Origin of the sequence: Veronia nyctiphanis, from assembly GCF_004116385.1 — a bacterium.
In the GTDB taxonomy this organism is placed as follows: Bacteria; Pseudomonadota; Gammaproteobacteria; order Enterobacterales; family Vibrionaceae; genus Veronia; species Veronia nyctiphanis.
In genome coordinates, this window is sequence record NZ_PEIB01000006.1 from 97,029 (window position 1) to 110,495 (window position 13,467).

General features: G+C 48.5%; 8 protein-coding genes and 1 pseudogene. All 9 read left to right on the forward strand.

Annotation, left to right across the window (positions count from 1 at the left end; genetic code table 11):
* Nucleotides 1–125: 125 nt before the first annotated feature.
* Nucleotides 126–1,550, forward strand: a pseudogene (gene murJ / locus CS022_RS07210) (murein biosynthesis integral membrane protein MurJ).
* A gap of 75 nt (nucleotides 1,551–1,625) precedes the next feature.
* Nucleotides 1,626–2,585, forward strand: coding sequence for a bifunctional riboflavin kinase/FAD synthetase (ribF, locus tag CS022_RS07215; RefSeq protein WP_129121728.1), 960 nt, complete (start codon nucleotides 1,626–1,628; stop codon nucleotides 2,583–2,585).
* Nucleotides 2,586–2,592: 7 nt separating this feature from the next.
* Nucleotides 2,593–5,433, forward strand: coding sequence for an isoleucine--tRNA ligase (gene ileS, locus CS022_RS07220; protein WP_129121729.1), 2,841 nt, complete (start codon nucleotides 2,593–2,595; stop codon nucleotides 5,431–5,433).
* Nucleotides 5,433–5,945 (forward strand): signal peptidase II, encoded by a 513-nt coding sequence (lspA, locus tag CS022_RS07225; protein ID WP_129121730.1) that lies wholly within the window; start codon nucleotides 5,433–5,435, stop codon nucleotides 5,943–5,945. Before ileS ends, lspA begins: the two co-directional genes overlap by 1 nt.
* 186 nt (nucleotides 5,946–6,131) lie before the next feature.
* The gene (fkpB, locus tag CS022_RS07230; protein WP_129121731.1) at nucleotides 6,132–6,563 is read left to right on the forward strand and encodes an FKBP-type peptidyl-prolyl cis-trans isomerase; all 432 of its coding nucleotides are present in this window, start codon (nucleotides 6,132–6,134) and stop codon (nucleotides 6,561–6,563) included.
* Nucleotides 6,564–6,575: 12 nt separating this feature from the next.
* On the forward strand, nucleotides 6,576–7,520 hold the full coding sequence (gene ispH / locus CS022_RS07235; RefSeq protein WP_129121732.1) for a 4-hydroxy-3-methylbut-2-enyl diphosphate reductase: 945 nt from the start codon (nucleotides 6,576–6,578) through the stop codon (nucleotides 7,518–7,520).
* Between the two features lie 170 nt (nucleotides 7,521–7,690).
* Nucleotides 7,691–8,500, forward strand: coding sequence for a 4-hydroxy-tetrahydrodipicolinate reductase (gene dapB, locus CS022_RS07240; protein WP_129121733.1), 810 nt, complete (start codon nucleotides 7,691–7,693; stop codon nucleotides 8,498–8,500).
* 482 nt (nucleotides 8,501–8,982) lie between these two features.
* Nucleotides 8,983–10,122 carry a glutamine-hydrolyzing carbamoyl-phosphate synthase small subunit gene (gene carA / locus CS022_RS07245; protein WP_129121734.1) on the forward strand — a complete coding sequence of 380 codons (1,140 nt, stop codon included), beginning with the start codon at nucleotides 8,983–8,985 and terminating at the stop codon, nucleotides 10,120–10,122.
* A 16-nt stretch (nucleotides 10,123–10,138) separates the two neighbouring features.
* On the forward strand, nucleotides 10,139–13,375 hold the full coding sequence (carB, locus tag CS022_RS07250) for a carbamoyl-phosphate synthase large subunit (protein WP_129121735.1): 3,237 nt from the start codon (nucleotides 10,139–10,141) through the stop codon (nucleotides 13,373–13,375).
* Nucleotides 13,376–13,467: the final 92 nt, after the last annotated feature.

The window sequence follows — 13,467 nt, forward strand, 5'->3', positions numbered from 1 at the left end:
AGCGACTTTTTCGCTCAGGTTTAATAGTAAGCACCATGACCATGGTTTCCCGAGTGATGGGGCTGGCGAGAGATATCGTCATTGCCAACCTGATGGGGGCTGGTGGCGCTGCCGATGCCTTCTTGATGGCGAACAAAATACCTAACTTTTTGCGCCGTCTTTTTGCTGAAGGCGCGTTTTCGCAAGCGTTTGTTCCTGTCATTGCAGAATACGAGGCGAGTGGTGATAAAAATAAAACCCGGGAATTTATCGCGTACGCATCAGGCACGCTGGGCCTGCTGGTGACAGTGGTTACCCTGATAGGCATCGTTGCGTCTCCTGTGATCATGGCGCTATTTGCAGCAGGGTGGTTTTCTGACTGGATAAACCAGGGGCCTAATGGGGGAAAATACGAAATTGCCAGCTTTTTGCTAAAAATCACTTTTCCCTACCTCTGGTTCATTACTTTCGTTGCCTTATCGGGGTCAATATTAAATACCATTGGCAAGTTTGCAGTATCTTCGTTTACCCCTGTGTTTTTAAACATCGCAATGATCCTTGCCGCCATATTTCTTTCACCAACCTCGAACACCCCGAAACCGGTCTTGCCATCGGCGTATTTTTAGGCGGCTTAATTCAGTTTCTTTTTCAGCTGCCGTTTTTGTATGGAGAGGGCATGTTGATTAGGCCTAAATGGGGCTGGTCTCACCCTGGTGTTATCAAAGTCAGAACCTTAATGATCCCAGCTTTGTTCGGGGTCTCGGTTAGCCAAATCAATTTGTTGTTCGATACGTTTATTGCCAGCTTTCTTGGTGATAGCGCTGTTAGCTGGCTTTATTACGCCGATCGGTTGCTTGAATTTCCGTTAGGTATGTTTGGTATTGCTATTGCGACGGTCATCTTACCTGCATTATCCAAAAAGCACGTTGAGAAGACGGCGGAAGAGTTCTCTTCAACCTAGATTGGGGAATCCGGATGGTACTCTTGCTGGGTATTCCTGCGTTGGCGGGTATGATTTTACTGGCTAAGCCAATGCTAATGGTCCTATTCATGCGCGGTCAGTTTTTACCGTCTGATGTGGATGCTGCATCGCTTTCACTCATGCATATGCCAGTGGTCTGTTAAGCTTTATGTTAATAAAGGTGTTGGCTCCAGGTTACTACGCGCGTCAGGACACGAAAACACCAGTGAAAATTGGCATTATTGCTATGGTCAGCAACATGGGCTTCAACTTTATCTTTGCGTATTTGTATGGATATGTTGGACTGGCTATTGCGACCTCTTTGTCTGCGCTGGTGAATGCAGCATTACTGTATCGTGGTCTTCATCTTGATGGTGTATACCGAATTAAACGTGCAACCATTGTGTTTGTTGCTCGGTTGATAATAGCGGTGGCTTTTATGTCTGCGACGGTTTATTCGTTGAACCCAAGTTTTTCTGAATGGTTGGCGTCACCGCTTTGGCAGCGTGGGTTGGATCTAACCTTGTTGATTGGTGCTGGAGCCTTGTCTTATTTTGCAGTACTCCTGCTTACAGGATTAAGACCTCGCCACCTCAAAGCGGGTAGCTGAGCGTGCAGATATAGAGTGATTGTTCCGACTAGTATATAATCCGCCAGTTTTCTAAGGGGAAGCCACTAAAACGATATGGAATTGATCCGGGGTATTCATAACATCCGCGATGAACACAAAAACTGTGTGTTGACGATCGGAAATTTTGATGGTGTCCATCTTGGCCACAGGGCAGTGTTGTCAAACGTCATTGAGAAAGCAAAGCATCTTGGGCTGCCAGCGACAGTACTGCTGTTTGAGCCGCAACCACAAGAGCTCTTTGCAGGCGATGCTGCACCCGCAAGGCTGACACGCCTGAGAGATAAATATCAGCAGCTGAAAGCTCTTGGTGTCGATAGGCTTCTGGTGGTTAACTTTAATCTGAAATTCGCGTCAATGTCGCCCGAGGATTTTGTTCATCGCTTGTTGGTACAACGCTTGGGTGTTAAGTTTCTGGTGGTTGGTGACGACTTTCGTTTCGGTGCTAAGCGCAAGGGCGATTTCTCTTACCTTGAGCAACAAGCCGAGAAAGTCGGGTTCGAGGTTGTCAGCACCCAAAGTTTCTGTGTCTCTGAACAGCGTGTAAGCAGCACAGCCATTCGTCAGGTATTGGCAAATGGCGACCAAGCATCGGCTGCAAAAATGCTGGGACGCCCCTACAGTGTGACGGGTCGGGTTGCACACGGACAAAAATTGGGAAGAACGCTGGGGTTCCCAACAGCCAACATACCTCTAAAACGACTTGTTTCACCCGTTTCAGGTGTTTACGTTGTCAAAGTAGCTGGAATAGAATCAAACGAACTGGTTAACGGTGTTGCCAATGTGGGTACTCGTCCAACTGTAGACGGAGTCAGGCAGCAGCTAGAAGTACACCTTTTTGATGTCGATACAAACTTGTACGGTCGGCATATTGAAGTGCAGTTACTGAATAAACTGCGCGACGAGAAGAAATTTGGCTCACTTGATGAGCTTAAAGCACAAATTCAACTTGATACTCAGACGGCTCGTGACTGGCTCGCTGAGAAGAGTAATGTCAAAAACGTCCATACGGAATAAACAATTAATGAGTGACTTTAAAGATACCTTAAACCTGCCGGAAACCGGTTTTCCGATGCGAGGTAATCTTGCCAAGCGTGAGCCTGAAATGCTTAAACGCTGGTACGATGAAGATCTGTACGGAGAGATCCGTAAGGCGAAAAAAGGCAAAAAATCTTTCATCCTGCATGACGGCCCTCCGTATGCAAACGGTGATATTCATATTGGTCACTCAGTCAATAAAATCCTTAAAGACATTATTATCAAGTCAAAAACCCTGTCAGACTTTGATGCACCTTATGTGCCTGGTTGGGATTGTCACGGCCTACCTATTGAACTCAAAGTAGAGAAAAAAGTGGGCAAACCGGGCCAGAAGGTGACTGCTGCTGAATTTCGCCAAAAATGCCGTGAGTATGCTGCTAAACAAGTCGAAGGCCAGATGGCAGATTTCAAGCGCCTTGGTGTATTGGGTGCTTGGGACAAGCCTTATCTGACCATGGACTTTAACACCGAAGCCAACATTATTCGTGCTTTGGGTAAAATTGCCGATAATGGCCACCTTCACAAAGGCTTCAAACCTGTTCACTGGTGTACCGACTGTGGTTCTGCGCTGGCAGAAGCCGAGGTTGAGTACTACGACAAAGTGTCCCCATCGATTGATGTGAAGTTTCTTGCTGCTGATGAGCAGGCTGTTCTGAGCAAATTTGATTTGTCAGAACAGGGTGAGGGGGACGTATCTATCGTTATCTGGACCACCACTCCGTGGACCCTGCCTGCAAACCGCGCTGTTGCTGTTGCAGAAGCACTTGAATACGTGCTTGTTCAGCTTGAAGGCGACAAGCCTGCTCGCCTGATTGTGGCAGCTGAACTTGCAAAAGACGTGATGGAACGTGCTGGCATCGAAAACTACCGCACGCTGGGTGTATGTTCAGGTAAGGCGCTTGAGCTGCTGCGGTTTAACCACCCGTTTTATGCCTACGATGTACCTGTGATCCTTGGCGATCATGTGACTACAGAATCGGGTACGGGTGTTGTACATACTGCTCCGGGTCATGGTCAGGAAGACTTTGTGGTTGGTCAACAATACAACCTTGAAGTGGCTAACCCTGTCGGTAGTAACGGTGTTTACTTGCCGGACACCGAGCTTTTCGCCGGGCAGCATGTATTTAAAGCTAACGATAACGTGGTTGCTGTGCTGGAAGAAAAAGGTGCATTGCTGCATCACCACAAATACGAGCACAGTTACCCACACTGCTGGCGTCACAAAACACCGATCATCTTCCGTGCGACACCACAATGGTTCATTTCGATGGACAAGGCTGGCCTTCGCTCTAAAGCGATGGAAGAGATCAAATCTGTACAATGGATCCCTGAGTGGGGTCAAAACCGCATCGAATCAATGGTTGACGGTCGCCCTGACTGGTGTATTTCCCGCCAGCGTACGTGGGGTGTGCCAATCGCGCTGTTTGTACACAAAGAAACAGCTGAACTTCATCCAAATACCATTGAACTGATTGAGCAAGTGGCTCAAAAAGTCGAAGAAAGCGGTATTCAGGCATGGTGGGATCTCGACAGTGAAGAGCTGTTGGGTGCTGATGCGGCTAACTATGAAAAAGTGCTCGATACTTTGGATGTTTGGTTTGACTCAGGTGCGACACACTCTGCAGTGGTTAACCAGCGCGAAGAGTTTGCTGGCCACGAAGCTGATATGTACCTCGAAGGCTCCGACCAACATCGCGGTTGGTTCCAGTCATCACTGCTGACGTCTGTTGCTATCAAAAACCGTGCACCTTACACGCAGGTACTGACTCACGGTTTCACCGTTGATGGTCAGGGCCGCAAGATGTCTAAGTCTATCGGTAACGTGGTTTCACCTCAGGAAGTGATGAATAAGCTGGGTGGCGACATCCTGCGTCTGTGGGTGGCATCGACTGACTACACCGGTGAAATGACCGTCTCAGACGAGATCCTGAAACGAAGTGCTGATGCATATCGCCGTATTCGTAACACAGCACGTTTCCTGCTGGCTAACCTGAACGGCTTTAACCCTGAAACAGACATGGTTGCGCCTTCTGACATGGTTGTGGCTGATCGCTGGGCAGTAGGTAAAGCAAAAGAAGCACAGGAAGAAATCCTGAAAGCTTTCGAAGAATGTAACTTCCACGCTGTGACTCAGCGTTTGATGCAATTCTGTTCTATCGAAATGGGCTCTTTCTACCTCGATATCATCAAAGACCGTCAATACACAGCGAAAGCGGGAAGCCATGCACATCGCAGCTGTCAGACGGCGTTGTTCCATATCGTTGAAGCCTTGGTTCGTTGGATGGCGCCTATCATGTCATTCACTGCTGATGAGATCTGGAATGAGATGCCTCAGAAGCAAGCGGATAAAACAGCTCGCAACAAATTTGTCTTCACTGAAGTCTGGTACGACGGCCTGTTTGGTCTGGCTGAAGATGAAAACCTGAACAATGCGTTCTGGGCTGAACTTTTGAGCGTGCGTGGTGCGGTAAATAAATTGCTTGAGCAGGCGCGTAACGAGAAGCTGATCGGTGGTTCGCTGGAAGCTGAAGTCACTTTGTTTGCGAAACCAGAGCTGGCAGAAAAGCTTCAGGGGATTGGTGATGAGTTGCGTTTCGTGCTGCTGACGTCAAAAGCAGACGTTGTCTCTGCTGATGAGGCTCCGGAAACCGCGACAGCAACAGATATGGAAGGTTTATTCGTTTCTGTGACCAAGTCAGAGGCTAAGAAGTGTGATCGCTGTTGGCACTACGTGTCCGATGTGGGTGAAATCGAAGGGCATGAAGGGATTTGTGGCCGCTGTGTCAGTAACATTGATGGAGACGGCGAAACGCGCCGATTTGCCTAATGACGAACTCGACGGAGCAAACGTCTGGATTGCGCTGGCTTTGGCTGGCGCTTCTGGTCTTCGTGCTGGATATTGGAACCAAGCTGTTGGTAATGAATACCATGCAGTACGGCCCTGCTTACAGTATTGAGCTGTTGCCTTTCTTCAACCTGACTTATGTGCACAACTATGGTGCCGCGTTCAGTTTTCTGAGTGATGCAGGTGGCTGGCAACGATGGATGTTCAGTGTTATCGCATTGGGTGTCTCAGGAATGCTGGTGTACTGGATGCGTCAAACCCCCGCGACGCAGAGAATGGTGAATGTGTCTTACGCACTGATCATTGGTGGTGCACTGGGTAATCTGTTTGACCGACTTGTTCACGGTTATGTGGTCGACTTTCTCGACTTCTTCTGGGGAACAAGCCATTTCCCGGCATTTAACTTGGCAGACAGTGCTATTTGTGTTGGTGCTGCATTGATGCTGCTGGATAGTTTCCGTTCCGATTCCAGACAAGAAAAAGGCACTGAATAGCACATCGGTGAATTGTCATAATGGCGCTGGCCGCTTTTGCGGTTGGCGTCGTATTCATAATATCCCTATGTCACAGACTTTCTTCGTAATGGCTGTCTGTTGAAATAGGGAGATACAAAAAAAGATTGTTTACACCTACCGAGACGAGATGTGTAAACGTGAACTTTTGCCAAGGAAGCGATAATAATGAGTACAATTGGTGCAGACAGTCAGGTCATCATGCATTTTTCCATCAAACTGGAAGATGGCTCCGTCGCTGACAGCACAAGAACGTCAGGCAAACCCGCCAAGCTTGTGATGGGAGACGGCAGCCTGACAGAGAACTTTGAAAAGTGTCTGGTGGGCTTGACGGTTGGGGAGAGCTCCAGCTTCACTCTTGAGCCCGAAGATGCCTTTGGTATGCCAAATCCTGATAACATTCATCACGTTGATCGTAGTCAATTTGGTGGCGACATACCTGCAGAAGAGGGTACTATAGTGGCCTTCGCTGGTCCTGGTGGTCAGGATATTCCCGGAGTTATCACGGGAATTACGGGTGAATCAGTAACTGTAGATTTTAATCATCCGCTGGCTGGTCAGCGTGTGATATTTGATGTTGAAATCATAAGCGTCGAGTAATAAGGCAACACGATGAAAATTCTGTTATCAAACCCACGTGGTTTCTGTGCTGGTGTCGATCGAGCAATCAGTATCGTTGATCGTGCACTTGAAATGTATCAACCCCCGATATACGTGCGCCACGAAGTGGTTCACAATCGGTTCGTGGTGGATGGCCTGAAAGCACGCGGGGCAATTTTCGTCGAAGAACTGCACGAAGTCCCTGATGACAATATCGTGATATTTTCTGCCCATGGTGTGTCTCAGGCTGTAAGAAATGAAGCGAAATCTCGTAGTCTTACGGTGTTTGATGCAACCTGCCCATTAGTCACAAAAGTACATATGGAAGTTGCGCGTGCTAGCCGCCGTCATATGGAAGTTGTCTTGATTGGTCACGCGGGTCACCCTGAGGTTGAAGGCACGATGGGCCAATACGCGAGTGATGAAGGTGGCATGTATCTGGTTGAGAAGCCAGAGGACGTGTATTCATTAACCGTTAAAGACCCATCAAACCTTCATTATGTCAGCCAGACAACACTGTCTGTTGATGAGACGGCTGACGTTATTAATAAGCTGCGTGAAGTTTTCCCTGAGATTCAGGGACCACGTAAAGACGACATTTGCTACGCCACTCAGAACCGACAAGATGCGGTTCGTGATTTGGCTTCTCAATGCGATGTTGTCGTTGTCGTTGGCTCAAAAAACAGCTCAAACTCCAATCGATTAAGGGAACTAAGTGAAAAACTCGGCACACCCGGGCATTTAACTGACAGCGCTGATGACGTTCAGAAAGACTGGTTTACCGGCAAGACGCGTGTTGGTGTGACTGCTGGAGCTTCTGCACCTGAAGAACTGGTGAATCTTATCATTGATAGGATCAAGGAATACGGTGGTACAACAGTCGAAGATCTTGAGGGCCGAGAGGAGAATATGTTCTTCGAAGTGCCGAAAGAGCTTCAGGTGAAGCAGATTGATTAATCGAAGGAAGCCAATTGGCTTCCTTTTTTACACACTGGTTTTTATGTGCTTCAGGTTTCAATGAAGAGATCAATGATGCACATATACATTATTGGCACTTCGGGGTAGAGTGATCAGTCGTTTAGTACACACGTTAATACCCTCAGGGGAAAGGAAATAAGGGGAAACACATGGTTCGCATTGCAGTTGCTGGCGCAGCCGGTCGCATGGGTCGACAGTTAATCCAAGCTACGGAAAGTATTGAGGGTGCCACACTAAAGGCAGCGAGCGAGCGTCCCGAGTCAAGTCTGGTCGGTGCTGATGCAGGTGAGTTAGCGGCAATTGGGAAGCTTGAGGTTGAGTTGGTTGATGATCTTGAAAAGGTCGTCGACAACTTTGATGTGATCATTGATTTCACAGCGCCTGCTTCAACGCTGGCGAATATCGAGCTATGCCGTAAGCACGGTAAGAAGATTGTAATCGGTACGACGGGCTTTACCGAAGAGGAAAAGGCGCTGGTCGATGAAGCGTCCAAAGACGTGTCAATGATCATGGCACCAAACTACAGCGTCGGTGTGAATCTTGTGTTCAAGCTGCTAGAGAAAGCGGCGAAAGTCATGGGTGATTATTGCGACATCGAGATTGTTGAAGCCCACCATAGACACAAAGTAGATGCACCTTCTGGAACGGCACTTGGCATGGGCGAAGCGATCGCTGGAGCGATGGGCAACAAGCTAAGTGATGTTGCTGTATATGCCCGCGAAGGCATTACGGGAGAAAGAACACGTGATGAAATCGGCTTTGCAACAATACGTGCTGGTGATGTGGTTGGCGAACACACCGCAATGTTCGCTGATATCGGTGAGCGAGTAGAGATCACTCATAAAGCATCAAGCAGAATGACATTTGCAAATGGTGCCGTGAGGTCTGCCATTTGGCTGGTGGATAAACCAAGCGGGTTCTATACCATGCACGATGTGCTTGGTCTCAATGACTTCTAATGAGTATTTATGCGGTGGGAATTATCCCGCCGTTTTTTTTACTGAAAAGATAGATGGTTAACTTATTGGTTCATTTGGCTGCTTTGTTAACTGGTTATTGTGTGTTTTGGGCTTTTAAGTGTGTGAATTGAGTTTGTGGCTCAAAATGAGCGTTGCTGAGAGCCATTTTATCGTTTGCCTACGCTTGAAATCTGTAATGTGCCAGTTTTTGCCAGATTGTGGGTAAATCTGGAAACAAAATTACATATTTTGTCGAAAATGCTGGCGTTAATGTTGCTTTATGGTGCCTTAATTATGAATGTGCCATGAGGTCGCTAAAAGTTGTGCTCTTTTTTTGTGAGAAATGTTGACACTCCAGCCGGGTGTCTCTAGAATGCGCGCAATTTGTCAGAAATCACCAAAGTGATTGTCTGGTCATTGTTTGAAATGATTTTTGCGTATATATTCGCATTGGTTGCATTTTTATTTATATGGAGGTTGTCTTGGGCAAGTCTGCGCTCTTGGTCCTAGAAGATGGGACTATATTCCACGGTGCATCTATTGGTGCTGATGGAACGGCCGTTGGTGAAGTGGTGTTTAACACTTCGATGACGGGATATCAGGAAATACTCACTGACCCTTCCTATTCCCAACAGATCGTTACTCTTACTTATCCCCACATTGGCAACACCGGAACAAATTCCGAAGACGAAGAATCCTCCCAAATCCACGCTCAAGGTCTGGTCATTCGCGACCTACCACTTCTTGCTTCTAACTTCCGTAATCAACAGTCTCTATCCGATTACCTTAAGTCACAGAATATCGTTGGCATCGCTGATATCGATACGCGTAAGCTGACACGTTTGCTTCGTGAGAAAGGTGCCCAGAATGGTTGCATCATGGCGGGCGAGAATCTTGACGACGCATTGGCACTGGCGAAAGCGAAGGCATTCCCGGGCCTGAAGGGGATGGACCTTGCGAAAGAAGTGACAACGCAAGAAACCTATCAGTGGAAGCAAGGCTCTTGGACGCTGGAAGGTGGCCTGCCTGCAGCAAAAGATGACAGTGAACTGCCTTATCACGTTGTTGCTTATGACTTCGGCGCGAAAAGAAACATCCTTCGCATGCTGGTTGACCGCGGTTGTCGTCTGACAGTTGTCCCCGCTCAGACATCAGCAGAAGAGGTGTTGGCTCTGAATCCCGATGGTGTTTTCTTGTCAAATGGTCCGGGTGACCCTGAGCCATGTGATTACGCGATTGAAGCAACCAAAACATTCCTAGACAAAGGCCTGCCTATTTTCGGGATCTGCCTTGGTCACCAAATCCTTGCTCTGGCAAGTGGCGCAAAAACCGTGAAGATGAAATTCGGTCACCACGGTGCTAACCACCCTGTGAAAGATCTCGACCGCGATGTCGTGATGATCACCAGCCAGAACCACGGTTTTGCAGCGGATGAAGATACGCTGCCAGAGAACCTGCGAGCGACGCACAAGTCTCTGTTTGATGGTTCCCTGCAAGGGATTCATCGCACCGATAAGCCAGCGTTCAGCTTCCAGGGACACCCTGAAGCGAGCCCGGGCCCGCATGATGCAGCCCCGCTTTTCGACCACTTCATTGAACTGATTAAACAACACAGCGCGTAAACCGGAGCAACAAAGAATGCCAAAACGTACAGACATTAAAAGTATTCTTATCCTGGGAGCAGGTCCTATCGTTATCGGTCAGGCCTGTGAGTTCGATTACTCAGGTGCCCAGGCTTGTAAAGCGCTGCGTGAAGAGGGCTACCGAGTCATACTCGTTAACTCTAACCCAGCTACCATCATGACCGACCCAGAAATGGCTGATGCTACTTACATCGAGCCAATTCAATGGGAGGTTGTGCGCAACATCATCGCCAAAGAACGCCCTGATGCAGTTTTGCCGACCATGGGTGGCCAGACTGCACTGAACTGTGCGCTTGACCTTGAGCGTCACGGCGTACTGGAAGAGTTCGGCGTTGAAATGATTGGTGCGACAGCCGACGCGATTGATAAAGCGGAAGACCGCTCGCGCTTTGATAAAGCAATGAAATCTATCGGTCTGGAATGTCCACGCGCTGATACCGCTAAATCCATGGAAGAAGCCTATGGGGTTCTGGATATGGTGGGCTTCCCATGTATTATCCGTCCTTCGTTCACTATGGGCGGTACGGGTGGCGGTATCGCATATAACAAAGAAGAGTTCGAAGAAATCTGTCGCCGTGGTCTGGATCTGTCTCCAACCAACGAGCTGCTGATTGACGAATCTCTGATTGGTTGGAAAGAGTACGAGATGGAAGTTGTTCGTGACAAAAACGACAACTGCATCATCGTGTGTGCTATCGAAAACTTCGATGCGATGGGTATCCACACCGGTGACTCCATCACGGTTGCGCCTGCACAAACTCTGACAGATAAAGAATATCAGTTGATGCGTAACGCCTCTTTGGCGGTACTGCGTGAGATTGGTGTTGAAACGGGTGGTTCAAACGTTCAGTTTGGTATCAACCCGAAAGATGGCCGTATGGTTATCATCGAGATGAACCCGCGTGTATCTCGCTCTTCAGCGTTGGCATCGAAAGCTACGGGCTTCCCAATTGCGAAAGTTGCAGCCAAACTGGCTATTGGCTTCACCCTCGATGAGCTGATGAACGACATCACTGGTGGTGCAACCCCAGCGTCATTCGAACCCACCATCGACTATGTTGTTACCAAAATTCCTCGCTTCAACTTTGAAAAATTTGCTGGCGCCAATGACCGTCTGACCACACAGATGAAGTCTGTTGGTGAAGTTATGGCGATTGGTCGTAACCAGCAAGAATCGCTGCAAAAAGCACTGCGTGGCCTTGAAGTGGGTGCTTCAGGCTTCGACGAGATGGTTAATCTTGATGACGAAGATGCATTGACGAAGATTCGTCACGAGCTGAAAGACGCAGGTGCTGAGCGTATCTGGTACATTGCTGACGCATTCCGTGCGGGCATGTCTGTAGACGGTGTATTCAACCTGACTAACGTTGACCGTTGGTTCCTGGTTCAGATTGAAGAGCTTGTTAAACTTGAAGAAGAAGTGAAAGAGAAGGGCTTTGCTGGTCTGAACAAAGACTTCCTGCGCAAGCTGAAGCGCAAAGGTTTCTCTGATACTCGTTTGAGCACGCTGTTGGGCGTCAGCGAAAGCGAAGTACGCAAACTACGTGACCAGTTTGAGATTCATCCGGTTTACAAGCGTGTTGATACCTGTGCCGCTGAGTTCTCGTCTGATACGGCGTACATGTACAGCTCATACGATGAAGAGTGTGAATCTAACCCATCTGACCGCGACAAGATCATGGTTTTGGGTGGCGGTCCGAACCGTATCGGTCAGGGCATCGAGTTCGATTATTGCTGTGTACATGCCGCGCTGGCGCTGCGTGAAGACGGTTACGAAACTATTATGGTTAACTGTAACCCTGAAACAGTATCCACTGACTACGACACTTCTGATCGTCTGTATTTCGAACCGGTTACTCTGGAAGATGTATTGTCTATCGTTCGTGTTGAAAAGCCGAAAGGCGTGATTGTTCAGTATGGTGGCCAAACGCCGCTGAAACTGGCTCGTGCTCTTGAATCTGCTGGTGTACCAATTATCGGTACTAGCCCAGATGCTATCGACCGCGCTGAAGACCGCGAGCGTTTCCAAGCTGCTGTTGAACGTCTTGGCCTGAAGCAACCAGAGAACGCGACAGTTACTGCCCTTGAGCAGGCGGTAGAGAAATCTCGTGAAATCGGTTATCCGTTAGTTGTTCGCCCATCTTACGTTTTGGGTGGCCGTGCAATGGAAATTGTGTATGACGAGAGTGACCTGCGCCGTTACTTCAATGAAGCGGTAAGTGTGTCTAACGAATCTCCTGTGCTTCTGGATCGTTTCCTTGATGATGCGATTGAAGTTGATATCGATGCTATCTGTGACGGTGAGCGTGTTGTTATCGGCGGTATCATGGAGCACATCGAGCAGGCGGGTGTCCACTCAGGTGACTCAGCATGTTCACTGCCAGCATACACCTTGAGTCAGGAAATTCAGGATGTGATGCGACAACAAGTTGAGAAGCTGGCGTTTGAATTGGGCGTTCGCGGTCTGATGAACACGCAGTTTGCAGTCAAAGACGGCGAGGTTTACCTGATTGAGGTTAACCCACGTGCTGCACGTACTGTGCCTTTTGTCTCTAAAGCAACAGGCGCACCTCTGGCGAAAATTGCTGCGCGCGTGATGGCGGGTCAGTCACTAGAATCACAGGGGTTTACAACGGAAATTATTCCACCGTACTACTCAGTGAAAGAAGTGGTGTTGCCATTCAACAAGTTCCCGGGTGTTGACCCACTCCTTGGCCCTGAAATGCGCTCTACAGGTGAAGTCATGGGTGTTGGCGATACATTTGCGGAAGCATTTGCGAAAGCTGACATGGGTTGCGGAAAGCAGTACAAAGACCAAGGCGGTCGTGCCCTGCTGTCTGTTCGTAACAATGACAAGCAACGTGTTGTTGACCTTGCAGCGAAACTGGTGAAGCTTGGCTATGAGCTTGACGCAACGCACGGTACTGCGGTGATTCTTGGCGAAGCGGGTATTAACCCACGTCTGGTGAACAAGGTTCACGAAGGTCGTCCGCATATTCTTGACCGTATCAAGAATGGTGAATACAGCTACATTGTTAACACCACAGAGGGTCGTCAGGCAATTCAGGACTCTAAAGTTCTACGTCGTGGCGCACTGGCTGAGAAAGTTAACTACACCACAACACTTAATGCAGCGTTTGCAACCTGTATGGCTCATACCGCTTGGGATCCAAGCAAAGTGAGTTCAGTTCAGGAACTTCACGCGCGTGTTGCGGAAAAGTACAAAGGCTAATGCCAAACGTATATGAAAAATAAGCCGGATTGAATTCGGCAGTAGAAACAACCTCCTTGCCCGCCTCATTTAGGCGGGTTTTTTTGTCTTTA

Bases quoted from the DNA above. Each gene is read 5' to 3' on its own strand.
- lspA (WP_129121730.1), top strand. From the start codon at position 5,433: ATGACGAACTCGACGGAGCAAACGTCTGGATTGCGCTGGCTTTGGCTG.
- carB (WP_129121735.1), top strand. From the start codon at position 10,139: ATGCCAAAACGTACAGACATTAAAAGTATTCTTATCCTGGGAGCAGGT.
- ileS (WP_129121729.1), top strand. From the start codon at position 2,593: ATGAGTGACTTTAAAGATACCTTAAACCTGCCGGAAACCGGTTTTCCG.
- fkpB (WP_129121731.1), top strand. From the start codon at position 6,132: ATGAGTACAATTGGTGCAGACAGTCAGGTCATCATGCATTTTTCCATC.
- ispH (WP_129121732.1), top strand. From the start codon at position 6,576: ATGAAAATTCTGTTATCAAACCCACGTGGTTTCTGTGCTGGTGTCGAT.
- dapB (WP_129121733.1), top strand. From the start codon at position 7,691: ATGGTTCGCATTGCAGTTGCTGGCGCAGCCGGTCGCATGGGTCGACAG.
- ribF (WP_129121728.1), top strand. From the start codon at position 1,626: ATGGAATTGATCCGGGGTATTCATAACATCCGCGATGAACACAAAAAC.